Here is a 26124-nt window from a genome sequence, read left to right on the forward strand (position 1 = left end):
TGAGTTCATGCAATTAGTTTACTGGTGGGATTGTTTCGGTATTCAAAGAATCTCCGCGGGCTACGACAACATGGTAGCCGATTTTCTCCATCCGCTTTTCCATACAGTGCCGGCATTCAGCAGCTTCATCTCCCGTACAGATTTTGTTGTCGTAGAGCGCATAATCTTTTCGCACATCGGTTGGAGAAAGGTTTGGCATAACGACATTTGCTCCGGCAAGAATACCAAGCTCTCTTCCGTTTGGATCGATCGTTCCAAGCGCAGTTGTCGAAGGCAGCAGAAGCTTTGGAATCATCAGTCGCAGAAGTCCGAGCATAAATAAGGTCAGTTCCAGCGTGCCGGCCGGCTGTGCGGCAAATGGGGTATCATGGTGCGGAATAAAAGGTCCGATTCCGACCATATGTGGATTCAGTTGTTGGATAAATAACATATCTTCTGCGAGATGCTCGGCAGTCTGGTAAGGAGAGCCGACCATAAATCCGGTTCCGGTCTGATAGCCGATTTCCTTCAGATCATACAGACAGCGTTGCCGGTGGGCGGCGGTCAGTGCCGGTGGATGCAGTTTGCCATAGTGGGTGGAATTATATGTTTCGTGCCGCAGAAGATAACGATCCGCCCCAGCATCAAAAAATGCCTGATAACTTTCTCGTTCTTTTTCGCCGATGGAGAGTGTGATAGCACAGTCCGGAAAGTCTGTTTTAATCTTCTCGATCAGAGAGATAATTTTTTGATCTGTAAACCAGCCATCTTCTCCGCCTTGAAGGACAAAGGTGCGAAAGCCCAGTTCATATCCGGTACGGCAGCAGTTTTGGATATCTGTTTCACTCAGTCGGTAGCGACACGCATTTAGGTTGCTTTTCCGGATGCCGCAGTAGATGCAGTCATTTTTGCAATAGTTTGTAAATTCGATCAGACCGCGGATATACACATCATGTCCATAATGTTGGTGCCTGACTTCGCGTGCCTGTGAAAATAGATATTCGCTCACATCGCGGGTGCGGTTTTCAATCAGAAACATCCACTCTTCTTTCGAGAGGAGATGGGTGTCACGCAGTTGATCGATCAAGGTGATCAAAGTTTGTTCTGCTATTTTATTCATAGAAAATACTGCCTTTCTTAAAGTTCCGCGGAAGTTGTCTTTGCATAAATTGTCTTGCTGGAAATACCGGGAAGCATTCCGATTTTCCCAGATAAGGCGCTGATCACGTTGTTGGGTGCATCCATAGCAATGCTGATGATGGAGAGGCTTTTCTCACGGTAAGGGATTCCCATTCTTCCGATGATATAGTTGCCATACTGGCTGAGCAGGCTGTTGAGCTGTTCGACAGAATCGCTGTTTTCCACGACAATACCGATCAGAGCGATTCTGGTAGGTGTTTGTTCCATAAAGACCTCCTGTAATTCTTATGTGGTAATCGTATCATATCGGGATAGCTGAGGAAGAGTGATGTGATCTTTTTAGAAAAAAAGACTCTGCGAGAAGGCAAAGTCTGATGAGTGTTTTCCATATGGTATCATGCACAGTTTCAGGAAGGATACCGTATACGGTCAGTCATTTTGTTGTCCTCTTCGCCTTTTCACTCAGGAATTCCTTTATGATCAGTACGTTTTTTTCAGTATAACATGTGGAAGAGCGGACGGCAATAAAAGTTTATTGTTTGACGAACTTGTGTGAAAAGGGGTTTACGCGGGGAAAAGAATTCGTTACAATAAAGAAGAGTCGGAAAAAGACTGGAGAGCCGGGGAGAGGCCGGCAAAAATCAGAGAAAAGAGGAGACAGATTATGGCAAATCCAATCGTAACATTTGAGATGGAAAACGGAGATGTGATCAAGGCAGAATTATATCCGGAGATCGCACCAAATACAGTGAATAATTTTATTTCTTTAGTACAGAAAGGATTTTATGACGGACTGATCTTCCACAGAGTGATCCGTGGATTCATGATCCAGGGAGGATGTCCGGACGGAACAGGAATGGGCGGCCCGGGATATCAGATCAAGGGAGAATTTAAGCAGAATGGATTTACAAATAACTTAAAGCATGAGCCGGGAGTTCTCTCTATGGCAAGAGCAATGCATCCGGATTCTGCAGGATCACAGTTCTTTATTATGCACGAAACTTCTCCGCACTTAGACGGATCTTATGCTGCATTCGGAAAGGTAACAGATGGCATGGATGTCGTAAATAAGATCGCAGAGACAGCGACAGACTACAGTGACCGTCCGTTGGAGACACAGAGAATGAAGAAAGTGACTGTAGATACAATGGGAACAGAGTATCCGGAACCAGAGAAAAGATAACAAGTATCTTTGGAAATGAAGAAAAGAGCTGCACACCAAAACAACCGGTGGGCAGCTTTTTCTCTTGCAATACGACTTGGCTTCCAGTACAATAAAAGGCAGCTGGCAACAATGAGTAGAAAGCGAGGAACAGCCATGCGAATGATTCAGACAGAGAAACTTGTATATGAATATGAAAAAAGAGACGAAGAAGGAAATATAATCGGAAGTCATCGGGCAATCAATGCGGTCGATGTTCATGTGGAGCCGGGAGAGTTTGTTGCGATCCTTGGTCATAATGGTTCAGGAAAATCTACACTGGCAAAACATATGAATGCGATCCTGACACCGACAGAAGGTACGATGTGGGTAAATGGCAGAGATACGAAAGAACCAGATAATCTGTGGGAGGTCAGACAGTCTGCGGGGATGGTATTCCAGAATCCAGACAATCAGATCATCGGAACCGTGGTAGAGGAGGATGTCGGATTTGGTCCGGAGAACCTTGGAGTGCCCACAGAGGAGATCTGGAAACGTGTTGAGAAAAGTCTTGAGGCGGTTGGGATGATCGAGTATCGGCATCATTCCCCGAATAAATTATCTGGAGGGCAGAAACAGCGCGTTGCGATTGCAGGAGTTGTGGCAATGGAGCCAAAATGTATTGTACTGGATGAACCGACTGCGATGCTTGACCCAAATGGGCGTAAAGAAGTGCTGCGTGCCGTGGAAGAACTTAGACGTCGGGAGAAAGTGACAGTGATTCTGATCACACATTATATGGAAGAAGTAGTTGATGCTGACCGGGTAATCGTCATGGATCAGGGAAATGTTGTGATGGAAGGAACACCGAGGGAGATCTTTTCCCGGGTAGAGGAATTAAAGAAATATCGATTGGATGTGCCGCAGGTCACGCTGCTTGCCTATGAATTGCAGCAGAGAGGTCTGCCGCTTTCAAACGGCATTTTAAAGACAGAGGAATTGGTGAAAGAATTATGTCAATTACATTAGAACATATCAATTATACATATAGTGAAGGGACAGCCTATGAAAAAAAGGCGCTAAAAGATATCAATTTGGAGATTCCCCACGGGCAGTTTGTAGGGATCATCGGACATACAGGTTCCGGGAAGTCTACACTGATCCAGCATTTCAATGGATTGATCAAGGCCACGAGCGGGGTGTTGAAGTATAATGGGGAGAATATTTACGGGGAACAGTATGACTTGCGAAAGCTGAGAAGTCAGGTGGGGCTTGTGTTTCAGTATCCAGAACATCAGTTATTTGAGACAGATGTGATCACAGATGTCTGTTTCGGACCGAAAAATCAAGGATTGTCTCCCGAAGAGTGTAAGGAGCGGGCAAGAGAGGCATTAAAACTTGTCGGGTTTCCAGAAGAGTTGTATGAAGTATCTCCATTTGATCTGTCTGGCGGACAGAAACGAAGAGTTGCGATCGCAGGGGTACTTGCAATGCATCCACAGGTACTCGTACTTGATGAGCCAACCGCAGGGCTGGATCCGAAAGGGAGAGATGAGATCTTAGATCAGATTGCCCTTCTCCATGAAAAGAAAGATATGACGGTCATTCTTGTATCTCACAGTATGGAAGATATTGCGAAATATGTGGAGCGCATCATTGTGATGAATCGCGGAGAGAAGATGTATGATGGAACTCCGCGGGAGGTGTTTGCGCATTACAAGGAGCTGGAAGCAGTAGGGCTTGCGGCACCACAGGTTACTTATATTATGAATGCTTTGAGAGAAAATGGGATTTTGGTATCATCCGAGGCGACAACGGTGGAAGAGGCTGCAGACGAGATTCTGCGAGTGGTATCCGGGGAGAAGAAGGAAGCAGGCAGCAGAGATGGGCAGGTGAGAAAATGATTCGAGATATAACAATAGGACAGTATTATCCGGCGGACAGTATTTTGCACCGCCTGGATCCGAGAGTAAAGATATCTTGTACATTATTGTATTTGATTTCTTTGTTTCTATTTAAGAGTGTACTTGGATATGTGATTGCCGGGTGCTTTCTTGCCGGAGTGATCTGGTTATCAAAGGTTCCAGTCAAATTTATTGTAAAAGGATTAAAGCCGGTTGTAATGCTTTTGATGATCACAGTGATTTTTAACTTGTTTTTGACAAATGAAGGGGACGTATTAGTCAAAGTCTGGATTTTTAAAATCACGGAAGGAGGACTTCGCACAGCGGTATTTATGGCAATCCGTCTTGTATTTTTAATCGCAGGTTCTACGATCATGACATTGACAACAACGCCAAATGCGTTGACAGACGGGATTGAGAAGCTATTAAGACCGCTGAATAAGATTCATGTTCCAGTGCATGAGATTGCGATGATGATGTCGATCGCGCTGCGCTTTATTCCGATTCTGCTGGAAGAGACAGATAAGATTATGAAAGCACAGATCGCAAGGGGGGCAGATCTGGAGAGTGGAAATATTATTCAAAAGGCAAAGAATATGATTCCGATCCTTGTACCGCTGTTTGTCTCTGCTTTCCGTCGTGCCAATGACCTTGCAATGGCGATGGAGGCAAGATGTTACCGCGGTGGGGATGGAAGAACAAAGATGAAACCGCTTGTATATCATTCACGGGACTATCTGTCTTACACAGTGATGGCAGTCTATCTTGTCATCGTTGTTGGAATCGGAAGATATGTGCCGTTTCATCTGTGGATATTTTAGAGGGTGAGTTATGCAGAAAAAGAGAATCAAACTGACGATCGCGTATGACGGGACAAATTACTGTGGATGGCAGGTACAGCCAAATGGAATCACAGTGGAGGAAGTGATCAATAAGGCACTTTGTAAACTGACTGGGGAAGATATTGCAGTGATCGGCGCCAGCCGCACAGATTCTGGGGTACATGCCCTTGGAAATGTGGCAGTGTTTGACAGTGCGACAAGCATCCCGCCGGAGCGGATCGCGATGGCATTAAATCAGAGACTCCCAGATGATATTGTGATTGTAAAATCTGAGGAAGTAGCCACGGATTTCCATCCACGGTATTGCGATTGTGAGAAAACATACGAATACCATATTATCAATACGCGGACGCCAATTCCGACCAAGCGACTGACAAACTATTTTGTTTCCTACGATCTTGACGTAGAAAGGATGCAGCAGGCGGCAGATTATCTTGTCGGAGAGCATGACTTTGTCAGTTTCTGTAATGTGCGGACACAAGTGGAAGATACTGTGCGGACGGTGACCGAGCTGGAAGTCTTGAGAGAAGGGGAGGAGATTACGATCCGGATCAGCGGAAACGGATTCCTCTATAATATGGTTCGGATTATCGTGGGAACACTGGTTCGCGTAGGAAGAGGATTTTATACCCCTGAGAAAGTGAAAGAAATTTTGGAGGCAAAAGACAGAAAGGCTGCAGGAGTGACTGCTCCGGCACATGGTCTGATGCTGGTGGAGATCCGTTATCCGAAGAAATAGAATAGTGAAAAGAAGGAAGCTAAAGAAATGTATTTTGAGGTTGTGAAATTTTGAAAAATCAGAAAGAAACACCCTATGAAATCATAACTCTTTAGCTTTTTTTATTGAGAAAAGTCAACTTTGTGTCTCAGATTGCAGTAGGGGGCAGAGAAAGAAGCAAGAATTCCGTTTGATGATTTAAAAGAAATACGTTAGAATAGAGGGGGTTAAGTTAAAAAGTTCAAAAATATGATAGATAAAAATAAAGATAAAGGAGCAAAAAATGAAAGCATTAGTAATCGCGGAGAAACCTTCCGTTGCGAGAGATATTGCGCGTGTATTAAAGTGTACAAAAAATATTTCTGGTGCGATAGAGGGAGAGAAGTATGTAGTGACATGGGCGCTCGGTCATCTTGTGACGCTGGCAGATCCGGAGGAATACAGCAAAGAGTATAAAGAGTGGAAGATGGAAGTTCTTCCAATGATGCCAAAGCCGATGAAACTGATTGTGATCCAGAAGACGGCGAAACAATACCGTGCGGTAAAGGAGCAGCTGTTTCGGAAAGATATCGGGGAGATTGTCATTGCAACAGATGCAGGAAGAGAAGGGGAGCTTGTGGCGAGATGGATTCTTGAGAAAGCGGGATGCAAAAAGCCGATCAAGCGCCTTTGGATTTCTTCTGTGACAGATAAGGCAATCCGGGAGGGATTTGCAAAGCTTTGTGACGGCAGAAAATACAATGATCTTTATGCAGCAGCGGTATCCCGCGCAGAGGCAGATTGGCTTGTCGGGATCAATGCGACACGGGCGCTGACCTGCAAATATAATGCACAGCTTTCTTGTGGGCGTGTGCAGACACCGACATTGGCAATGATTGCAAAACGAGAAGAAGAAATCCGCGCATTTCGCCCGCAGGAATATTATGGTCTTCAGGTGCAGGCGGGAAAGATTCAGTGGACATGGCAGGATCAAAAGTCGGGAGGTTTCCGGTCGTTTTCAAAAGAGCGGATAGAAACTATCAGCAGTTTTGTTTCCAATGAGAAACTGTCTGTGAAAAAGGTGGAGAAAGCAGCGAAAAAGAAATATGCGCCGGGGCTTTATGATTTGACGGAACTGCAGCGAGACGCCAATCAAAAATTTGGATTTTCTGCAAAGGAAACGTTAAATATCATGCAGCGACTCTATGAGAATCACAAAGTGCTGACGTATCCTCGGACGGATTCCAGATACATTGGCACGGATATCGTAGATACGATCAAGGACAGACTGCGCGCAATTAGTGTTGGGCCATATAAGAAGCTGGCAGGAAGTCTTGTGATGAAGCCGCTTCGCACGAACAAGTCGTTTGTAGATGATAAAAAAGTAAGTGACCACCATGCGATCATTCCGACAGAACAGTATGTCCAGCTGGAACATATGACAAGTGAGGAGAGAAAGATTTACGATCTTGTTGTGAGAAGGTTTTTAAGTGTGCTCTATCCTCCGTTTGAGTATGAGCAGACCACACTGCATGCGGTGGTTTTAGGTGAACATGCAGGAAAAAACAGTGAGGAACATTTCGTTGCAAAAGGAAAGATCGTAAAGGAAGCAGGATGGAAAACCGTCTATGACTATGAGGAAGAAGAGGCGGAGGAAGGACTGAAAGAACAGTCTCTTCCAACGATAGAAGCCGGTGACAGATTGCCGGTGGAGCGGGCGGCTGTGACAAGAGGAAAGACAAAACCGCCGGCACATTTTACCGAGGCGACGCTGCTGTCTGCGATGGAAAATCCGGTCAGATATATGGAGAGCAGAGATCAAAAAGCTGCCAGAACACTAGGGGAGACCGGAGGGCTTGGAACGGTTGCCACGCGAGCGGATATTATTGATAAATTATTTTCTTCATTTTTGATGGAGCTAAAAGGAAAAGAAATCCATATTACGTCCAAAGGCAAGCAGCTTCTGGAGCTTGTACCGGAAGACTTAAAGAAGCCTGAGCTGACAGCAGATTGGGAAGGGAAGTTGTCAGCGATTGCAAAGGGGAGCCTAAGGAAAGAAAAATTTCTTGAGGAGATCAGGAACTATACGGAGGAGCTGATAGAGGAGATTAAAAAGGGAGACGGAAAATTCCGCCATGACAATGTGACAAATAAGAAGTGTCCGGAGTGTGGGAAACCGATGCTTGCGGTCAAAGGGAAAAATGCAAGAATGCTTGTATGCCAGGACAGAGCCTGTGGATACAAAGAAGTGATCGCCCGCATTTCCAATGCGAGATGCCCGAATTGTCACAAGAAGATGGAAATTATTAAAAAAGGTGATGAAGAGCAGTTTGTATGCGCGTGTGGACATAAGGAAAAGATGTCTGCATTCAAGGCACGGAGAGCCAAAGAGGGTGCAGGGGTAAGCAAGAAGGATGTCCAGCGGTATCTGAAGCAGCAGAAAGATGAGCCGGTCAATACAGCGTTTGCAGATGCATTTGCGAAGCTGAAATTGTAAGATGGAAGGATGATCGGAAAAGGGAAACGATGCACAAGAGGCTGAGCATTTTTATAGTGTTCCTATGTGAGAAAATGTTGTATAGATGTCTTTGCGTGTAGTATAATAACATACAGTAAAAAAGAAGGAGGCGCAGGGAAACCGACGCGCAAAGGTGTGAGTTGATGGCGCGCCGTACTCTGCAAGAAGGACAATGCAGATTAAAAATGTAAAAGTATTTACAGAAGAAAAACAGTTTCAACAAGGAGAGATTGCAATCGCAGACGGAGTTTTTGCAAAAGAGGCAGACGGAGAAGTGATCGATGGAGAAGGTTGTTATGCGATTCCAGGAATGATCGATGTTCATTTTCATGGCTGTGTAGGGTATGATTTCTGCGATGGGACAGAGGAGGCGATTGCCGAGATTGCTAAATACGAGGCAGCTCAGGGAGTGACTACGATCGTTCCTGCAACAATGACACTTCCGGAGGAGACACTGATGGAGATTTCAAAGATTGCTGGAAATTATAAGGCAACGGAAGGAGCTGACCTTGCAGGAATCAATATGGAGGGGCCGTTTATCAGCCCTGGAAAGAAAGGGGCACAGGCATCCACACATATTGTAAAACCGGATATTGCGATGTTTCGCAGACTGCAGGAGGCTGCAAATGGACTGTATCGTTTGGTAGATATTGCGCCGGAAGTAGATGGGGCAATGGAATTTATTGAGGAATTAAAAGAGGAAGTCAATATTTCTTTTGCACATACACTTGCAGATTATGATATTGCGAAGAAAGGATACGATCTGGGAGCAAATCATGCCACACATCTGTACAATGCAATGCCTCCATTTTCACATCGGGCACCAGGAGTGATCGGGGCGGCACATGACAGTGCACATTGTATGGTAGAATTAATCACAGATGGGGTACATATCCATCCATCGGTTGTGCGTACTACTTTCGATATGTTTGGAGATGACAGAGTTGTTTTGATCAGTGATAGTATGAGAGCGACTGGGATGCCAGATGGAGAGTATACACTTGGAGGACAGGCAGTACAGGTGAGAGGAAATCGAGCTACATTGGTAGAAGGAGGTGCGTTGGCAGGCTCCGTGACAAATCTGGCAGACTGTATGCGCGTGGCAGTGAAAGAGATGCAGATTCCGCTTGAAAGTGCAGTGGCAGCGGCAACGATGAATCCTGCAAAGAGTGTGGGACTTTATGATAAGTATGGTTCAATCACAGAAGGAAAAGTTGGAAATGTTGTGCTGCTTCGGGAAGATTTATCACTCAAGGCAGTAATCCAAAATGGAAGAGTGATTCGTTGGGAAGAATAAGTTTGATAGGAAAAAATTAATTATTTATAAAAGAAAAAAAGAGGAGACAACAGGAAATCCGAGAGGGGAACCTGTTGTCTTTTTCTAATTTTTATTTATTATAATCTTTTTGCACAAAGAAATTTAGAATTTATCGATGACGAAATGTAAGATTTCTGACATACGCTTCTGAAGGTCTTCAGAGCAAAGTTCTGGATGATTACATTTTTTTTCTAAAAGATCTTTTGTGAGACTCACAGTGATGTCTGTGATAATGTCAAGAGTTTTTTCCGTAACCCTTGTACGCGGATCATCAATTAGTGGAATCAGAATCTTTCTGCATCTCTCTGTATAGTTTTTTCCGAAATACATTGCCTCAATATCTGAACTGAATTTATTACGTTCTTCTGGAAATAAATCATAATAAATATTTAAAAAATCAGGAAGATTATCGCTGTGTTTTCCGAAGAAAAAGTTGTGGAAAATACAAGAATACTTTAAGGCAGATTCTGCGAAGCAATCCCAAATAGCATAGAATTTTTCATAAACATCAGAAGTGTAATTTAGAGCTTCTAATTTTTCGCTGTATTTTTGGAAACGAGAAATAGAAGCAAGCATAATCAGCTCATCTAAATCTTGAAAGTAAAAATAAATAGTAGAGTTATGAAAACCGGAGGCAGTGGCGATTTTTCGGATAGACAGATATTTCAAGCCATCCTCATCAAGAAGTTTTTGTGTTACTTTGATAAATTGAATCAAATTCTCGCGCTTAGAGTTATCTTTTGTATAGTCGATCATAGATGTTCAATTCTCCCACTCTTTATTTAGATAAGTTAAAACTTATGTGATTAGTATAGTACGAAAAAGAAAGGAATTCAAGAGAAAAGGTTTATAGAAAAAAATGATAAATGATATTGAAAAAAGCTATTGACAATAAGCGCGCTTAGTGATAGTTTAATAGTATAAATGACGTACTAAGCGCGATTAGTAAAAAATAAATTGTGCAGAATGCACATAAAACAAGGAGGAAAAAATCATGAGACTAGAAATAGGAAATTTCTATGTGAAAGACATTGTTTTTGGAAACGAGCTTTCATATGAAGATGGTATTCTTACAATCGAGAAAGAAGCCGCACTGAATTATATCAGACAGGATGAAAGAATTACAGAAGCAGAACTTTACATTGCAAAGCCAGGAGATCAAATTCGCATGTGTCCGGTAAAAGAAGCAATTGAACCGCGTGTACGTCCAGATGGGAGAAGTGCATTTCCGGGTTACACAGGGGATATGACAAGAGCAGGCGAGGGTGTGACATATGCTTTGAAAAATTGTAGTGTTCTTGTAGTCGGAAGACATTGGGGCGGATTTCAGGATGGAATCATCGATATGAGCGGAGAAGGTCAGAAATATACACTTTTTGGTCAATTGATGAATATTGTACTTGTTGCAGATACGAATGAAGAGTTTGAAAAGCATGAACAGCAGAAGAAAAATGATGCATTGAGAAGAGCGGGGCACAAACTGGCAGAATATATTGCAAACTGTGTCAAAGAATTAGAGCCGGAGGAGACAGAAGTATTTGATCTTGGAGCTATGATCAAACGAGGAGAAGAAGTAGAAAAACTTCCTTCAGTCGTATATGTGATGCAGCCGCAGTCTCAGATGGAAGAATTAGGATATAATGATCTTGCCTATGGATGGGATATGAATCGTATGCTTCCGACGGTGATGCATCCAAATGAGGTGTTGGATGGAGCAATTGTATCAGGAAGTTTCATGCCGGTTTCCTCTAAATGGTCTACATATGATTTCCAAAATTGCCCGAATATCAAGGCATTATATAAAGAGCATGGAAAAACAATCAATTTCCTTGGTGTAATTATGTCAAATTTAAATGTTGCTCTGGAACAGAAAGAAAGAGCGGCGCTCTATGTGGCCCAGATTGCAAATACATTAGGTGCGGATGGAGCAGTCGTGGCGGAAGAAGGATATGGAAATCCAGATGCGGATTTTGTTGGATGCATTGTAGCATTGGAAGATGCCGGGGTTAAGACAGTCGGAATTTCTAATGAATGTACAGGGCGCGATGGACAGTCACAGCCACTTGTAACATTGGATGAAAAGTGTGATGCAATTGTATCTTGTGGTAATGTTTCAGAATTGATTGAACTTCCTCCAATGGAAACCGTACTCGGTGAATTGCAGGCTCTTGGACGTGATGGATTGTCCGGAGGATGGGCAGCAGATGAGAAACTCGGACCATCTGTGCGAGAAGACGGATCTATTATTATGGAAAACAATTCTATGTTCTGTGGAGATCAGGTATGTGGCTGGTCACCAAAGACCATGAAAGAATTTTAAGGAGGGAATTTATAATGAAGAAAGCGATTTTATATATCAATCAATTTTTTGGTCAGATTGGTGGAGAAGATAAGGCGGATGTTGCTCCTGAGATTCATGAGGGAAAAATCGGACCGGCATTAGAATTTGCAAAAGATCTGGATGCAGAAATCACACATACCATTATTTGCGGCGATAACTTTATGGGATCCAAAACAGAGCAAGCTGTCAGCACGATTTTGGATATGTTGTCAGACAAAGAGTTTGATCTGTTTCTTGCAGGACCTGCATTTCAGGCGGGAAGATATGGAGTAGCATGCGGAACAATCTGCAAAGCTGTCAAAGAAAAATACAATGTACCGGTAATCACATCGATTAATGAGGAAAATCCGGGTGCAGAGATGTTCAAAAAAGATATGTACATCTTAAAAGGTGGCAACATTGCTTCCAGAATGCGTGCAGATGTCAAAGCAATGGTAAATCTTGCAAATAAGATTTTAAATGGAGAAGAAGTAGGAAGCGCGGACGAAGAGGGTTATTTCCCGCGTGGAGTACGCAGGCAGGTGTGGAGAAGAGATGGAAAGCCAGCTTCAGAAAGAATGGTAGAGATGCTGGTGAAAAAATTAAATGGGCAACCATTTGAGACGGAACTTCCAATGCCAAAGCTGGACAGAGTACCGATTGCACCGGCAATCAAAGATCTCGGGCATGCTAAAATTGCTCTGTTAAATACAGGCGGTATTGTTCCAGTAGAAAATCCGGATCATATTCAGTCAGCATCGGCAACAAGGTGGGGAAGATACGATATTTCCGGAGATGCAGTATTAAAAGGAGGAGAATACAAAACAATTCATGCAGGCTTTGACCCGGCGGCAGCAGATGCAGATCCGAATGTCATTACTCCGGTAGATGCATTGAAAGAGCTTGAGAAAGAAGGTGTTTTTGGAAGCCTTCATCCTTACTTTTATACGACGGTGGGAACCGGAACAACACAGGCGGAAGCAGAGAGAATGGCAAAAGAGATTATTCCATATCTGAAAGAAGACGGAGTAGACGGTGTCATTATGGTTTCTACATGAGGTACTTGTACACGTTGCGGTGCAACGATGGTAAAAGAAGTAGAAAAAGCAGGATTTCCAATCGTGCAGATGTGTAATTTGATACCGGTAGCAAAAACAGTTGGTTCTAATAGAATTGTTCCGACAATCTCTATTCCATATCCGTTGGGAGATCCAGCAACAACGAAAGAGGAACAGTGGAAGTTAAGATACCATAGAACGAAAGTGGCGGTGGAATCTCTTGCAGCAGATATCACAGAGCAGACAGTATTCAAAGTATAAAGGGGGAACCTTGAATGAAAAAATCAAAAGCAGGAAGTGCAGTATTTGTTGTTTCACTTGTTTTGATTGCAATTATGGCTATATGGTCAGTGGCGTTAAATGAGAGTTTTACAAAAGTTTCTAATGCAGCATTTACGTTTTTGACAACAGATTTTGGATGGCTGTATCTGCTCGCAATGACGATCTTTTTAGTATTTGTTATCTACATGGCTTTTGGAAAGTATGGAAAGATTCGTCTTGGAGGGGATGACTCTAAACCGGAATACAGTAATCTTACGTGGTTTGGACTTCTTTTTGGATGTGGGATGGGCGTAGGTCTTGTATTTTGGGGTGTTGCAGAGCCGTTGACACATTACTTAAATCCGGTGGGCGTAGAAAGCGCCACACCGGAAGCAGCAGACTTCGCAATGAAATCCTTTTTTATGCATTGGGGGATCCTTCCATGGGCAAACTATGCGGTGATTGGACTCGCACTGGCATACTTTATGTTCCGAAAAAATAAAAAAGGTCTTGTAAGTAGCATATTAGAACCGTTGATCGGAGAAAAATTAGCAAATGGTTGGCTCGGCAAATTGGTAGATATCCTGGCAGTATTTGCGACAGTAGCAGGAGTTGTTACTTCTCTGGGACTTGGAACATTACAGATTAATGCAGGTTTCAATCGTTTGTTTGGTCTTCCGACAACTTTAGCGGTTCAGATTGGGATTATTGTAGTAGTATCAATACTGTATATTGGTTCGGCGGTATCTGGTATTGACAAGGGGATTAAGATCATTTCGGATACAAATTTATATGTTGCAGTCGGTCTCCTTGTTGTATGTTTTTTAGTGGGACCTAAAATTGAAATTTTGGATAGTTTTGTAAATGGAATGGGGCAATATATTGGAAGCTTTGTTCCGGATGCGCTTGCTGTCAATGCATATGGGGATAATAGTTGGCTCGGAAGTTGGAGATTATTTTATTGGGCATGGTTTATTGCATGGGCTCCTTTTGTCGGTGTATTTATTGCCCGCATCTCCAAAGGAAGAACGATTCGGGAATTTTTGCTTGGAGTAGTTCTTGTACCTGCGATTGCTTCTTGTATCTGGGGAGCAGTATTTGGAAGTCTGGGGATCAATCTTGGGGAAACAGGCGCTATGGCGATTGAAACCTTGAAAGAAGTTGTGGCAACACCGGAAGTTGGGCTATTTATGGTTCTTGAGGAATATCCGCTTGGATCAATCTTAGCAATTGTTGCAATTATTTCTTTGTGTGCATTCTTTGTTACATCAGCCAATTCTGGTGTATACGTGCTATCTATGTTAACAACAGACGGTGCAATCAATCCTCCAAACAGTAAAAAGGTTTTATGGGGAATTATTCAATCCATAATGGCAATAGGTCTTTTGATGGCAGGTGGATTGAAACCACTGCAAACGATATCGTTAGCTGCCGCATTTCCATTTATATTTATTATGTTTGGCGCATGTGCGGCCTTTATCAAATCGGTGAAAAAAGAAAAGATATAAACAACTCTGATTTTCTTAGCTAGGGATAGGCAATGGAAAAGCGGAAGAAGGTTACTAAATATTTATCTGCAGAAGACGGAGCTGTCGCTTTAACGATGATCAATCGTGAAGCGACAGCTCTTTTTTGATTTTATAACAGTTCTTCGTATTTTAACAAAATGGAAAGTGATAAATGATAATAAATATCAAAATCATATTGAAAACAGGAAAAACATATGGTAATATAAACGATATTGAAAATTATATTCAAAATTGCTTTTAGGTTATAGAAAAAGGAGCTTATTATGTTAAATATATTGCTTTCAGTAACAGCTACAGTATTATTTGTACTGCTCTGTGTTATTTATCCGCTTGGAATTCTTAGATTTTCAGAAAAATCCAAGGAAAAGCAAAGAAAGAGTGTGGATTGTTTTTTGCGGAAAATACATAAAAAAATGGGAGTATGGATAATCGTAGTCTCGCTGCTTCACGGAATTGTAGAAATCAAAGCCGGAAATTTGGATGGAATGTTCAGTGGAAAAATCTGTTTTCTACTTCTGATCTTATTATGGTTGAGTTATGGATTGAAACGGGTTCTTAAGGAAAAATGGATGATCGTGCATCGGATACTTGCAGTGCTCACAGTGATTGCAGTCATCGTTCATATAGGAGGTATGTGATGAAATTTATTTATTTGACAATCGGATTTTTTGCATTTGTGCTTGGTTGTGCAGGAATCGTGCTTCCGGTACTCCCGACGACACCGTTTCTGCTTTTGGCGGCAGTGTGTTTTACCCGGGGAAGCAGACGGGTAGATCAGTGGTTCAGACAGACAAAGGTATATAAGAATCATTTGGAAGGATTTGTGAATAACCGGGAGATGGAAGGAAAGACCAAAGTGGTGATACTGACATTTGCATCAATCTTTCTTCTGATTGCATTTTTTATGATGGAAAATGTATATGGGCGGACCTTCATTTTGTGTCTGATACTATTGAAATATTACTATTTTACATGCAGGATCAAGACGGTAAAGAAAAGAGAAAAGAAAGGGATAATATACCATGATGATCAACAAGCGATTAATTAAAGAGATGGGGGAGACAAAGCAGTACATCGGAATGCAGGTACTGCTTCAATGGGCAGCGCTCCTTTGCAATATTTGTCTCATATTTTACATTTCCAATGTTCTTTGGCAAGTGGTAAAAGGAAATGCCGGAAATATTTCCTTGATTTTGAGCATAGGAGTATTTGCCGGTGTCATTGCAGCACGTCGTCTGTTTTTGAGGCTGGAGGCAGCGTATTCCCATCGTTCCAGTGAGTATGTAAAGAAGAAACTGCGTCACCGGATTTACGAACATCTTTTGAAAGTTGGCGAGAAGTATGAGAAAACATTTTCTACTTCTGAAATTCTTCAGGTGGCAGCTGAGGGCGTAGAACAGCTCGAAATATATTTCGGGAAATATCTTCCGCAGTTATTTTACAGTCTGCTGGCCCCGATCACGCTTTTTATTCTTGTTTCCTTTATGAGTGTAAAAGTTGCACTGATCCTATTTTTATGTGTACCTCTCATCCCGGCTTCCATCATTGCCATACAGAAATTTGCAAAAAAATTACTGGCAAAATATTGGGGCAGTTATGTGCAGTTGGGAGATCATTTTCTTGACAATATTCAGGGACTGACCACATTGAAGGTTTATCAAAGTGATGGCTATAAAAGTGAAGAGATGAACAAAGATGCAGAACATTTCCGGAAAATTACAATGAAGGTTTTGACGATGCAGCTAAACTCAGTGACTTTGATGGATTTGATCGCTTATGGGGGAAGTGCGCTTGGAGTTATTTTTTCCTGTATGGAACTGCGGGCAGGAAACTTAAATATGATGCAGGCGTTGGCAATCATTTTGCTTGCGGCAGAATTTTTCATTCCACTACGGCTGCTCGGTTCATTTTTCCACATTGCGATGAATGGAATGGCGGCAAGCGATAAGATGTTTCGGCTACTGGATATGGAAGCAGAGGAAGTGGATATGGACGATAAGCAGGAGAGAGAGAAGGCTGGAGAAAAAAATGACCGTGTGCCGTATGCAGTTTCGGCAAGGCAGGTTACATTTGCCTATGAGGAAGAACAGCCGATTTTGAAAGAGGTGACAGTGGACATCCCTTCTCGTTCGCTCGTGTCAGTTGTCGGTGCATCTGGTTGTGGAAAGAGTACACTGGCATCACTGTTTATGGGGTATCAGACTGCGCAGAGTGGAAAGGTGCTGATCTGTGGCAAGGATATTCGGATGATCCCGGTAAAGGAGCGCATGAAACAGATGACGCTTGTATCTTTCCAAAATTATCTGTTTAAGGGGAGTGTTAGAGAAAATCTGTTGATGGGAGATCCATCTGCAACAGAGGAAAAACTTCTTGCGGTACTTAAAAAAGTTAATCTGTATGAGTTTTTCCAAACGCAGAACGGACTGGATACAATGCTCGATGAGCAGGCGGCAAATTTGTCTGGTGGACAGAAACAGAGACTTTGTATCGCGAGAGCGCTTCTTCATGACAGTGCACTCTATATTTTTGATGAGGCGACAAGTAATATTGATGTAGAGAGTGAAGAAATTATTTTGAAGTTGATTAGAAATCTTGCGCGGGAGAAGACGGTAATTCAGATCACACACCGCCTTGCCAATGTGGCAGACAGTGACCAGATTTATATGATGGAAAAAGGCTGTGTGATCGAGAAAGGAACGCAGGAAGAACTTCTTGAAAAGCAAGGCGCATATGCAGACATGTATGAACTGCAGAAAGCGTTAGAACAATATCGGGAGGAGGCAATATAATGAAGAGGAGAAGTGGAATCAAAATCGTCATGCAGTTGATCGGACTTGTAAAACCGATGTGGCTGATTATGACAGGGGCGGTCATTCTTGGAGTGATTGGGTATCTCTGTGCAACATTTATTACGATCCTGGGAGGATACGGTCTTCTCGGAGTGCTGGGAGTCCAGACAAAAATGTCCTTACATACCGTTTTTATCGTTGTGGCAGCGCTTGCGGTTCTTCGAGGAGCGCTCCGCTATGGGGAACAGGCGGGTAACCATTACATTGCATTTCGTCTCCTGGCTCTGATTCGGGATAAAGTATTTCAGAAACTTCGTAAACTGGCTCCGGCGAAACTGGAAGGAAAAGACAAGGGAAACCTGATTGCAATACTGACAAGTGATATTGAACTTTTGGAAGTATTTTACGCACATACGATTTCGCCGGTCTGTATTGCTGTGTTGACTTGTGCGGTGATGATTGCCTTTTTTGCCAGCTATCATCCAGCACTTGCGCTAATTGCCTTGGCAGGATATGTGACAGTCGGAGTTATTCTTCCGATGATCACAAGTAAGATGGGAAAAGAGGATGGAAATCGCTATCGCAATCAGTTCGGGGAGATCAACACTTATTTTCTCGACAGTATCCGAGGTCTTCGAGAGGTCATTCAATACGATTGTGGAGAAGAGCGATTGGCAAATATAGATCAGCAAAGTGAAGCGCTGACAAAACTGCAGGGCAGATTAAAGAACTGCGAAGGCAAAGCAAGAGCAAACTGCGATTGTGCGATTCTTGCTTTCTCGTTTCTGATGTTAATGACATCTGTATATCTCTTCCAGAAAGGGATGTTAAATACAGAGGGGGTTGTGATCAGTACGATTTCGATGCTTGGCTCTTTCGGACCAGTGACAGCACTCAACAATCTCGCAAATAACCTGCTTCACACATTTGCGAGTGGCAACCGGGTATTGGAACTGCTAGAAGAAGAGCCGCTGATCCAGGAGGTAGAAGAAAAAGGAGCAGAACCTTCTTTTGATGGCTTCCACATAAAGGAGCTTACGTTCTCTTACAAACAGGGTGAGGAGGAAGAACAGATCCTGTCGGATGTCTCTCTGGAAATTCCAAAGAACGGGATACTTGGAATCGTAGGAAAGAGTGGTTCTGGAAAATCAACTTTGATCAAATTGCTGATGAGATTCTGGGATGCAGAGAAAGGAGAGATAAGCATTTCCGGCAAACCGATCAAAGAGTGGAGTACAAACGGTCTTCGCGCACTGGAGAGCTACGTGATTCAGGATACATATTTATTTGAAGATACCATTGAAAATAATGTAAAGTTGGCACGACTTGGAAGTACTCATGAGCAAGTGGTGGAAGCATGTAAGAAGGCAAATATCCATGAATGGATCGAAAGTCTTCCAAATGGTTATGACACAGTGATCGGAGAAGGAAACCATCAGCTTTCCGGCGGAGAGCGGCAGAGAATTGGAATTGCAAGAGCATTTCTGCATAATAGTGAGGTTATTCTTCTTGATGAACCAACAAGTAACCTAGACAGCTTAAATGAAGCAGAGATTTTAAAAGTGCTTAAAGAACAACAGAAAGATAAGACCATTATTCTCGTATCCCACAGACAGTCTACAATGAAGATTGCAGATTGTGTCATCCGGATGAAAGAAGGACGCGCTTCTTAAAAGAAGGGGGAAATTCATCAAAGAGTCATTGACGCATTTCTTTCTAATAGTGTAGAATGAAGAAAGAAATATAAGAAAAAATATAAAAAATAAAGTGTCGCAGGATGTGGGCTGCGGCACTTTTTGATTTTAATAGTATAAAAATTTAAGAAAAGATTTAAAAAGGTATCTTCTAGTAGAAGTTATACGGTCTGTTCCGCTACTTTTGTTACTTTACTGGGTTCCCTCATATATACGAGAACATACATCACAGCGCCCATCGCACCGGCGAGAAGTACATCGATAACAGAGTGCTGTTTTAAGAACATTGTTGATAAAATGATCAGTACAGTCAATGCGAGAGAGCCGTAGTGGATCAGCGTGTTCTCCCGGAGCTTTTGATTGTGGGAGATGGCGATGTAGGCACCAAGGGAATTGTACACATGAATACTCGGCAGAATATTCGTCGGCGTGTCTGTAGCATAGAGGGTACGAACCATATCTACAAATATATTCTCTCTGGCAAAGGTATCCGGTCTTAATAACTGACCATTTGGATATAGCGTGGATACAATCAAAAAGATAGTCATTCCTGTGAAAAGGAAGAGACAGAGTCTGTAAAATTCGTTCGTATTACGGAAGAAAAAGTATCCGATCGTCACAGTGATAAAAGCGAACCAGAGCATATATGGAACTATAAAGTATTCGATAAAAGGAATCTTATCATCCAACGGGGTGTGGATAACATGAAATTTTGTAGTCACATGCTGCTCTAAGTAAAAAAACCATGGCAGATAGATCAGTCCATAGAGAAATACCCACGCATGCTTATATTTTTTCAAAAATGTTTTCATAGTTTTTACAACTCTCTTTCGTCATTGTCGGATCACTGCCTGACAGAGCCTGTAACAACAGGGGAAAGGCAGTTTAAGTTATAGGAGATTATAACATGAATGAAATGGAACAACAACTAAGTTCATAGTATCTTAATAATTTTCCGGAAAAATTTTATAAATTACTTTTGTATTGTCTGTGGTGCGATTATGAGCAGGCGTTCTTGTTCACAGGTGACGGAGATGGCATTCTGAAGAAAGGCAGACTCACCGTCTGCATGTACCGGCATAGGAGCGCTGGTATGGATCTGGACCTGTTTGCATCGGAATGTGTCGACGCCTTTTAGAGAGGTATGCCAGCCAAATAATCCGATTGCCATCAAAAATAATAGTTTTATCTTAGAGACATCGTGGATCATACAGAGATCTAACTTGCCGTCATTGTTCTGAGCATTCGGACAGAAGCGAAATCCTCCGCCTTCGAAAGGTTGGTTCATCACGGCGGCAAAGTGAAGCTTCTCGAAAGTGACTTCTGTTCCGTTGTCAAACGAAATGCGGCAGCGGCAAGGTTTGTGCAGCGCAAGTTCGCGCAGTGAAATAAATGCGTAGGAAAGCTTACCTAAGTGGATACGGTTCAGTAAGACTTTCAGTCTGGACACCAGAGCCTGGTGACAGATTGCGGCGTCAAAACCAATTCCGGTGCTGACGGCGAACTTCCGTATTTTTTCCGTGTCTTTTTCAGAATATTTGAGAACTCCAATGTCAACGGTTCGGTAACTGTTTGGAGACAGTATCAGTTCCAATGCTTTTTGTGGATCCGATGGGAGAGCCATTCCCTTTGCAAAATCATTTCCGGAACCGGTTGGGATATATCCCAGGATAATATGCTCCGGATGTTCTATGCCATTTAATACTTCGTTGACCGTTCCGTCACCGCCTACAACAATCAGTGTTGTGCGGGAAGAGAGGTCTTTCGTAAGCTGTTGTGCAAGTTTTGTGCCATGTCCTCGGTGAGAAGTGAAATATACGCGATATAAAATGTTCCGTTCTTTCAGGAGTGTTTCTATTTCTGTCCAGATCTGGCTCGCATGTCCGGAGCGGGAAGCTGGATTTACAATAAATATGTACATGAGTCTATACTCTCCTCGTATCTGCTGTTTTTTCTCAAGTATACAACAAAAAAAGAGGAAATACTACTTTTGTTTGCTAAGATAAAGTTGACGAATAGAAGATCGAGGGATAAAATATTTATAACAGAAATATTGGTATAAAACAGAAAAGAGGAAACTATGGAACGGACAGAAAATTTGAACTTTAATCAGACAGACAGGGTGGCGGCAATCGGAAAGGCGCTTTCATCCGAAATTCGGATACAGATTTTAGAGGCACTCGAAGAACAGGAACACAATGTCAATGAGCTGGCAGAACTTCTGGAACTTCCGGCTTCTTCGACGGCAATGCATGTCCGGGTGCTGGAGGAGGCAGGATTGATCGAGACGGAACTTCGAGCGGCAGTGCGTGGTTCTATGAAGATGTGCAGGAAAAGTGTCGACAGCCTTATGATTCAGCTTCGGAAGGAAAAGGATGAAAAGGTGGAGAAGATCAGTATGCCGATCGGAAATTATGTGGATTACCATGTGGAACCGACCTGTGGAATTGTATCGGGAGATGGACATATTGATATGGAAGATGAGCCGGCAGTATTTTATAACCCAAGAAGAGTAGAAGCAAAGCTTCTATGGTTTGGGAATGGGTATCTGGAATATCGCTTTTCCAATGCTTCACTCAAGAAAAATACACTCCGTAAACTGGAAATTTCAGCGGAAGTATGTGCGGAGGATCATGAATATAATATGGACTATCCGTCCGATATCACTGTATGGGTCAATGAGATCGAAGCAGGCACTTACGAATGTCCAAGCGATTTTGGCGGAAGAAAGGGAAGACTGACACCGAACTGGTGGCCAGAGCAGAACACGCAGTATGGAGAACTCAAGACATGGTGTTTGAAAAAAGATGGAACATACCTCGATGGAAAGAAAGTGACGGAACATGGGCTGGCAGAATTTAAGCTGGAAGAGCAGGAATATATTTCAGTCAGGATTGGAGTCAAAGAAGATGCGGTACACAAAGGAGGCATGAACCTGTTTGGCAATGGATTTGGAGATTATCCGCAGGACATTGTCATGAAGATGTGGTTCTCGTAATTGCGGCAGAATAGATTTTACAAAATATGGAAAAAGAAATCCGAGAATAAAAAAACAGATATATCACAGAGAAAAAAATTTCCTGTGGATATATCTGTTTTTTGTTGGTCTTTGCTGAGACTGTTATACGGATTTTATCTAGCTTTTCTTTGCATCAATATCTCAGAAGCAAAGAAAGTTTTCTAGCGAGGTCGTTTTGGCATCTCCCACGCATTATGATCGGTATGAAGCAACAGATGTGCCTTGTGTGAGAGTGGTTTGCCCATAAAGTCTTCGTACAGTTTTAATACATCTTTGTTCTCGTGTGAGAATCGGATATTTGCATTTTTATCGAGGAAGTACAGATTCTTTCCACGTTCAAGGGCGAGCTCCTGACCATCGTGGATCGGTTGTCCGCCACCGCCGACACATCCGCCCGGACAGGCCATGACTTCTACAAAGTCATAGTGGACATCACCGCGCTCGATCATTTCAATCAGTTGTCTGGCATTGCCAAGTCCGCTGACAACAGCTGCTCTTACAACTGTATCACCGATTGGAATCTCTGCACAGACAGCACCGTGATTTAAGTTGTTGCTTCTGACAACAGAGAATGCATCGGCATCCGGGTTCTTTCCGGTTACGAGGAAGTATGCGGAGCGAAGCGCCGCTTCCATAACACCTCCGGTTGCCCCAAAAATGACTCCGGCGCCGGAACCATCCTGCATCAGCGTATCACAAGGGGCATCTACCAGAGTAGATGGTGCGATGTGAGCGGAGCGGATCATGCGAACTAGTTCACGGGTTGTCAAAACGATGTCAACATCATGGCCGGCATATTCTTCATAGAAGAGTTCCATATTGCGTTCGCCTTTCTTTGCAAGACAAGGCATGATCGATACCGTACAAATATTTTCCGGATCTACACCAATTGATTTCGCAAAGTATGTTTTCATGACCGCACCGAACATCTGCTGTGGAGATTTTGCGCTTGATAATTGCGGCACAAGGTGCGGATATTGGGATTTAATGAAACGGATCCATCCTGGGCAGCAGGAGGTGAACATCGGGCGGTCTTTGAGTTCGCCGTTCTGGAGCCGTTCTAAAAATTCTGCTCCTTCTTCCATGATCGTAAGGTCAGCAGAGAATGCTGTGTCAAATACATAGTCAAAACCGATCTTTCGAAGAGCGTCGACGATCTTTCCGACCGTTGCCTCTTCTCGTTTCATGCCGAGTGCTTCCCCCCAGGCTGCACGAACAGCAGGTGCGATCTGTACGACAGTGATTTTTTTCTTGTTGGCAAGTGCAGACCAGACTTTTTCAGTGTCGTCGCGTTCGCGAAGTGCACCTACCGGACAGTGGGTAATGCACTGACCACAGAGCGAACAGTCAGCATCTTCAATCTTACGATTCTTTGATACGTGTACAGTTGTGCGGGATCCGGTGCTTTCTACATCCCAGATATTCAAACTCTGGATCTTGTCACAGACTTGAATACAGCGCATACATTTGATGCATTTAGAAGAATCGCGGATCAATGGGAAATCTTTGTTCCACGGAGTCTGTTCCAATTCTTGTTGAAACGGCACTTCAAGAATGTTCAGGTCATTTGCGATTTTCTGGAGAGTACAGTTTCCGCTCTTTACGCAGGTTGCACAGCGGCAGTCATGCTGAGAGAGGATCAACTCTACTGTTTTTCGCCGGTTCATGCGAACTTTCGGACTGTTAGTGTAGATGACCATGCCCTCTTCTACTTTATTATTGCAGGAGATGATCAGTTTATCTTTGCCCTCCAGTTCGACCACGCATACACGGCAGGCGCCGATCTCGTTGATATCTTTTAAATAACATAATTTTGGAATCGGGATTCCATTATGTTCGGCTGCTTCCAGGATCGTTGTGCCGGCTGGCACAGTGATCGGTTTATTGTCGATTGTAAGATGTACAAGATTTACCATAATGTTTCTCGACCTCCTTTAAATATGCCGAAGCCGAAGTGATCACAGCGAAGGCAGCGAGATGCCTCCTGCTTTGCTTCTTGTTCGGTCATACAGATTTCTACCCCGTCAAAGTCGTGGATACGTTTACAGACTTCACGTTCTGTCATATTTACTCTTCCGCAAGGGGTTCTGTCATCCAGTCTTGGTTCCGGAATTTCTACATCAGCAGAAATGATATGGTGGAATCCAAGATATTCATCAATATTAGCTGCAACAACCTTTGCTGCTGCAATCGCTTTGATGACGGAGGCAGGACCAGTTGCACAGTCTCCACCGGCAAAAACGCCAGGGATGTTTTCGAATCCGGCATTTTTCTCGGACATGATCCGTCCACGCTGTACCGGGACACCAGCCTCTTCAAAGTGCTGGAATTCAATATCCTGACCAATCGCAACGATCAGTGTTGTACAAGGGATAAACTGATCTTCCTCGCCAGTCGGACGTACACTTGCACGACCATCTTTGATCTTACTGATCATCTGTGGTGTGACATAAAGTCCCTGTACATGACCATTTTCATCCGTGACAATGCGGGAAGGAGATTTCAGTGTCTGCACTTCGATTCCTTCTGCAACAGCGCCTTCGATCTCTTCCGGAAGGGCAGTCATATCGGCCACACGTCTCCGGTAGACGATGCTAACTTTTTTTGCGCCGAGACGGACAGCAGTGCGAACTGCATCCATGGATACATTTCCGCCTCCGATGACAGCTACTTCCTGACCGGTTAAGTCAGTAGGATTACCGTTTCCGACATCTCTTAAGAATTTTACAGCGGAGAGAACTCCTTCTGATTGTTCTCCGTCGATTCCAAGCTTCTTGTCTGTACTTGCACCGATTGTGATCAGGACAGCATCATATTGTTCGCGAAGGCTTTGTACAGTAATATCTTCGCCGATTCTAAGTCCGTGTTTCACTTCCACGCCTGTTTCCAGGATTGCCTCAATATCCTTATCAAGCTGCTCTTTCGGAAGACGGTAATTTGGGATTCCATAGCGGAGCATACCGCCAAGTTTTGGAAGCATCTCATAAACAGTCACCTGATGTCCCATCAGCTGAAGGAAGTAAGCACTGCTAAGTCCTCCAGGTCCGCCTCCTACGACAGCAACTTTCTTGCCGGTAGATTTGGCGCATTTCGGAGGTGGAACCTTCCCGGAAAAATCTGCGGCAACGCGCTTCAGTCCGCGGATATTGATGGAGTCGTCTACCATGTTGCGACGGCATCTGGCTTCGCAAGGATGTTCACAGATATATCCGCATGTAGTGGGAAATGGGTTGTCTTTGCGGATCAGTCGTACTGCATCTGCATAGCGGCCTTCTCCTACAAGTGCGATGTATCCAGGGATATCAACCTTTGCCGGACAGAGCGAAACACAAGGTACTGGTTGGTGGAACGTGCAGGTACAGCGTCCCTGACGGATATGTTCTTCGTAGTCTTCCCGGTAGCCGATAAGGCCTTTGTATACCATATGTGCGGCTTCATAGCCGATTGCACAGTCAGCAGAATCCATGATGGAAAGCGCAAGATCTTCCATCAGATCAAGTGTTTTCAGAGTTGCCTTTCCGTCAAGAACATCTGTGATCAGATTTTTAAGCTGTCCAAGTCCGATACGGCAAGGGACACACTTTCCACAAGTCTGTGCATGACAAAGTTCCAGAAATGCTCTGGATATGTCGACCGGACATAAGCCCGGAGGACTGGATTCGATCCTTCTCTCGAGGTCTTTGTAGAGACCTTCCACAACAAGCTGGGCCTTATCCGGAGTCGAAATCTCAAGTCTGCTCATAATATCACCTCTCATAAATATTTGTCGTTTTGAGTTTATAGAATGCTTCTTCCATCGAAAAGAAAATTTATATAAAGCAAAAAAGACTCTCTTACAGCGATTGTAACTTATGCTGAATAAAAAAGCAATAAAAGTTAAAAGATAGTCAAAATTGTTAATAAACAGACAAGAGC

At 43.3% G+C, this 26124-nt stretch carries 22 protein-coding genes; 15 read left to right on the top strand and 7 right to left on the bottom strand.

Features of this window, described 5'->3' with window-relative positions; genetic code table 11:
• Positions 1 to 13 precede the first annotated feature (13 nt).
• Entirely contained in the window at positions 14 to 1099 is a 1086-nt protein-coding gene (gene hydE, locus ACESPO_RS05860) for a [FeFe] hydrogenase H-cluster radical SAM maturase HydE (protein WP_016439732.1), read from the bottom strand.
• Between the two features lie 17 nt (positions 1100 to 1116).
• Positions 1117 to 1386: a TM1266 family iron-only hydrogenase system putative regulator gene (locus tag ACESPO_RS05865; protein ID WP_008976632.1), complete on the bottom strand. Its 270-nt coding sequence runs from the start codon at positions 1384 to 1386 to the stop codon at positions 1117 to 1119.
• Positions 1387 to 1783: 397 nt separating this feature from the next.
• Between ACESPO_RS05865 and ACESPO_RS05870 the strand changes: the two genes are divergently transcribed.
• The 7 genes from ACESPO_RS05870 (at position 1784) to nagA (ending at position 9518) form a co-directional block, all read left to right on the top strand.
• Positions 1784 to 2302 (top strand): peptidylprolyl isomerase, encoded by a 519-nt coding sequence (locus ACESPO_RS05870; RefSeq protein WP_008976631.1) that lies wholly within the window; start codon positions 1784 to 1786, stop codon positions 2300 to 2302.
• Positions 2303 to 2437: 135 nt separating this feature from the next.
• A complete protein-coding gene (locus tag ACESPO_RS05875; RefSeq protein ID WP_016441615.1) occupies positions 2438 to 3289 on the top strand; it encodes an energy-coupling factor transporter ATPase in 852 nt (283 codons plus the stop codon).
• Complete coding sequence (locus ACESPO_RS05880) at positions 3274 to 4164, top strand: energy-coupling factor transporter ATPase (protein ID WP_009263047.1); 891 nt, start codon at positions 3274 to 3276, stop codon at positions 4162 to 4164. Before ACESPO_RS05875 ends, ACESPO_RS05880 begins: the two co-directional genes overlap by 16 nt.
• The gene (locus tag ACESPO_RS05885) at positions 4161 to 4985 is read left to right on the top strand and encodes an energy-coupling factor transporter transmembrane component T family protein (RefSeq protein WP_009263046.1); all 825 of its coding nucleotides are present in this window, start codon (positions 4161 to 4163) and stop codon (positions 4983 to 4985) included. The genes ACESPO_RS05880 and ACESPO_RS05885 overlap by 4 nt, the downstream gene beginning before the upstream one ends.
• Before the next feature lie 10 nt (positions 4986 to 4995).
• Positions 4996 to 5745 (top strand): tRNA pseudouridine(38-40) synthase TruA, encoded by a 750-nt coding sequence (gene truA, locus ACESPO_RS05890; RefSeq protein ID WP_009263045.1) that lies wholly within the window; start codon positions 4996 to 4998, stop codon positions 5743 to 5745.
• Between the two features lie 262 nt (positions 5746 to 6007).
• Positions 6008 to 8200: a DNA topoisomerase III gene (locus tag ACESPO_RS05895; RefSeq protein WP_336304660.1), complete on the top strand. Its 2193-nt coding sequence runs from the start codon at positions 6008 to 6010 to the stop codon at positions 8198 to 8200.
• Positions 8201 to 8393: 193 nt separating this feature from the next.
• Entirely contained in the window at positions 8394 to 9518 is a 1125-nt protein-coding gene (nagA, locus tag ACESPO_RS05900; RefSeq protein ID WP_270196363.1) for an N-acetylglucosamine-6-phosphate deacetylase, read from the top strand.
• Between the two features lie 123 nt (positions 9519 to 9641).
• Here nagA and ACESPO_RS05905 read toward each other — a convergent pair whose 3' ends face one another.
• Positions 9642 to 10295 carry a TetR/AcrR family transcriptional regulator gene (locus ACESPO_RS05905; RefSeq protein ID WP_016441606.1) on the bottom strand — a complete coding sequence of 218 codons (654 nt, stop codon included), beginning with the start codon at positions 10293 to 10295 and terminating at the stop codon, positions 9642 to 9644.
• Between the two features lie 238 nt (positions 10296 to 10533).
• Between ACESPO_RS05905 and ACESPO_RS05910 the strand changes: the two genes are divergently transcribed.
• From ACESPO_RS05910 to ACESPO_RS05940, 7 genes are all read left to right on the top strand, one after another.
• A complete protein-coding gene (locus ACESPO_RS05910) occupies positions 10534 to 11859 on the top strand; it encodes a glycine/sarcosine/betaine reductase component B subunit (protein WP_009263041.1) in 1326 nt (441 codons plus the stop codon).
• 14 nt (positions 11860 to 11873) lie between these two features.
• On the top strand, positions 11874 to 13178 hold the full coding sequence (grdH, locus tag ACESPO_RS05915) for a betaine reductase selenoprotein B (RefSeq protein WP_117578029.1): 1305 nt from the start codon (positions 11874 to 11876) through the stop codon (positions 13176 to 13178).
• A gap of 14 nt (positions 13179 to 13192) precedes the next feature.
• Positions 13193 to 14686, top strand: coding sequence for a BCCT family transporter (locus tag ACESPO_RS05920; RefSeq protein WP_336304661.1), 1494 nt, complete (start codon positions 13193 to 13195; stop codon positions 14684 to 14686).
• Between the two features lie 284 nt (positions 14687 to 14970).
• The gene (locus ACESPO_RS05925; protein ID WP_336304662.1) at positions 14971 to 15345 is read left to right on the top strand and encodes a hypothetical protein; all 375 of its coding nucleotides are present in this window, start codon (positions 14971 to 14973) and stop codon (positions 15343 to 15345) included.
• Positions 15345 to 15755, top strand: a complete 411-nt coding sequence (locus ACESPO_RS05930; RefSeq protein ID WP_336304663.1) for a YbaN family protein — start codon at positions 15345 to 15347, stop codon at positions 15753 to 15755. The genes ACESPO_RS05925 and ACESPO_RS05930 overlap by 1 nt, the downstream gene beginning before the upstream one ends.
• Positions 15730 to 17496 (top strand): ABC transporter ATP-binding protein/permease, encoded by a 1767-nt coding sequence (locus ACESPO_RS05935; protein ID WP_117578025.1) that lies wholly within the window; start codon positions 15730 to 15732, stop codon positions 17494 to 17496. The genes ACESPO_RS05930 and ACESPO_RS05935 overlap by 26 nt, the downstream gene beginning before the upstream one ends.
• The gene (locus ACESPO_RS05940; protein ID WP_499788600.1) at positions 17496 to 19169 is read left to right on the top strand and encodes an amino acid ABC transporter ATP-binding/permease protein; all 1674 of its coding nucleotides are present in this window, start codon (positions 17496 to 17498) and stop codon (positions 19167 to 19169) included. The genes ACESPO_RS05935 and ACESPO_RS05940 overlap by 1 nt, the downstream gene beginning before the upstream one ends.
• 182 nt (positions 19170 to 19351) lie before the next feature.
• Here the strand turns inward: ACESPO_RS05940 and ACESPO_RS05945 are convergent, their stop codons facing one another.
• Both ACESPO_RS05945 and ACESPO_RS05950 read right to left on the bottom strand, forming a co-directional pair.
• A complete protein-coding gene (locus ACESPO_RS05945; protein WP_499788601.1) occupies positions 19352 to 20002 on the bottom strand; it encodes a phosphatase PAP2 family protein in 651 nt (216 codons plus the stop codon).
• A gap of 161 nt (positions 20003 to 20163) precedes the next feature.
• A complete protein-coding gene (locus ACESPO_RS05950) occupies positions 20164 to 21111 on the bottom strand; it encodes a diacylglycerol/lipid kinase family protein (protein WP_499788602.1) in 948 nt (315 codons plus the stop codon).
• Positions 21112 to 21270: 159 nt separating this feature from the next.
• Between ACESPO_RS05950 and ACESPO_RS05955 the strand changes: the two genes are divergently transcribed.
• Entirely contained in the window at positions 21271 to 22188 is a 918-nt protein-coding gene (locus tag ACESPO_RS05955) for an ArsR/SmtB family transcription factor (RefSeq protein WP_008976600.1), read from the top strand.
• A 182-nt stretch (positions 22189 to 22370) separates the two neighbouring features.
• Here the strand turns inward: ACESPO_RS05955 and ACESPO_RS05960 are convergent, their stop codons facing one another.
• Together ACESPO_RS05960 and ACESPO_RS05965 are read right to left on the bottom strand one after the other, a co-directional pair.
• A complete protein-coding gene (locus tag ACESPO_RS05960; RefSeq protein WP_009263032.1) occupies positions 22371 to 24125 on the bottom strand; it encodes a [FeFe] hydrogenase, group A in 1755 nt (584 codons plus the stop codon).
• On the bottom strand, positions 24119 to 25951 hold the full coding sequence (locus ACESPO_RS05965; protein WP_008976598.1) for an NAD(P)-binding protein: 1833 nt from the start codon (positions 25949 to 25951) through the stop codon (positions 24119 to 24121). The genes ACESPO_RS05960 and ACESPO_RS05965 overlap by 7 nt, the downstream gene beginning before the upstream one ends.
• Positions 25952 to 26124: the final 173 nt, after the last annotated feature.

The sequence above is a fragment of the Coprococcus sp. HPP0074 genome, assembly GCF_964238105.1.
Lineage (GTDB): Bacteria > Bacillota > Clostridia > Lachnospirales > Lachnospiraceae > Faecalimonas > Faecalimonas umbilicata.

Coding starts and splice junctions, on each gene's coding strand:
- hydE (WP_016439732.1), bottom strand. CDS start 1,099: ATGAATAAAATAGCAGAACAAACTTTGATCACCTTGATCGATCAACTG.
- ACESPO_RS05865 (WP_008976632.1), bottom strand. CDS start 1,386: ATGGAACAAACACCTACCAGAATCGCTCTGATCGGTATTGTCGTGGAA.
- ACESPO_RS05870 (WP_008976631.1), top strand. CDS start 1,784: ATGGCAAATCCAATCGTAACATTTGAGATGGAAAACGGAGATGTGATC.
- ACESPO_RS05875 (WP_016441615.1), top strand. CDS start 2,438: ATGCGAATGATTCAGACAGAGAAACTTGTATATGAATATGAAAAAAGA.
- ACESPO_RS05880 (WP_009263047.1), top strand. CDS start 3,274: ATGTCAATTACATTAGAACATATCAATTATACATATAGTGAAGGGACA.
- ACESPO_RS05885 (WP_009263046.1), top strand. CDS start 4,161: ATGATTCGAGATATAACAATAGGACAGTATTATCCGGCGGACAGTATT.
- truA (WP_009263045.1), top strand. CDS start 4,996: ATGCAGAAAAAGAGAATCAAACTGACGATCGCGTATGACGGGACAAAT.
- ACESPO_RS05895 (WP_336304660.1), top strand. CDS start 6,008: ATGAAAGCATTAGTAATCGCGGAGAAACCTTCCGTTGCGAGAGATATT.
- nagA (WP_270196363.1), top strand. CDS start 8,394: ATGCAGATTAAAAATGTAAAAGTATTTACAGAAGAAAAACAGTTTCAA.
- ACESPO_RS05905 (WP_016441606.1), bottom strand. CDS start 10,295: ATGATCGACTATACAAAAGATAACTCTAAGCGCGAGAATTTGATTCAA.
- ACESPO_RS05910 (WP_009263041.1), top strand. CDS start 10,534: ATGAGACTAGAAATAGGAAATTTCTATGTGAAAGACATTGTTTTTGGA.
- ACESPO_RS05920 (WP_336304661.1), top strand. CDS start 13,193: ATGAAAAAATCAAAAGCAGGAAGTGCAGTATTTGTTGTTTCACTTGTT.
- ACESPO_RS05925 (WP_336304662.1), top strand. CDS start 14,971: ATGTTAAATATATTGCTTTCAGTAACAGCTACAGTATTATTTGTACTG.
- ACESPO_RS05930 (WP_336304663.1), top strand. CDS start 15,345: ATGAAATTTATTTATTTGACAATCGGATTTTTTGCATTTGTGCTTGGT.
- ACESPO_RS05935 (WP_117578025.1), top strand. CDS start 15,730: ATGATGATCAACAAGCGATTAATTAAAGAGATGGGGGAGACAAAGCAG.
- ACESPO_RS05940 (WP_499788600.1), top strand. CDS start 17,496: ATGAAGAGGAGAAGTGGAATCAAAATCGTCATGCAGTTGATCGGACTT.
- ACESPO_RS05945 (WP_499788601.1), bottom strand. CDS start 20,002: ATGAAAACATTTTTGAAAAAATATAAGCATGCGTGGGTATTTCTCTAT.
- ACESPO_RS05950 (WP_499788602.1), bottom strand. CDS start 21,111: ATGTACATATTTATTGTAAATCCAGCTTCCCGCTCCGGACATGCGAGC.
- ACESPO_RS05955 (WP_008976600.1), top strand. CDS start 21,271: ATGGAACGGACAGAAAATTTGAACTTTAATCAGACAGACAGGGTGGCG.
- ACESPO_RS05960 (WP_009263032.1), bottom strand. CDS start 24,125: ATGGTAAATCTTGTACATCTTACAATCGACAATAAACCGATCACTGTG.
- ACESPO_RS05965 (WP_008976598.1), bottom strand. CDS start 25,951: ATGAGCAGACTTGAGATTTCGACTCCGGATAAGGCCCAGCTTGTTGTG.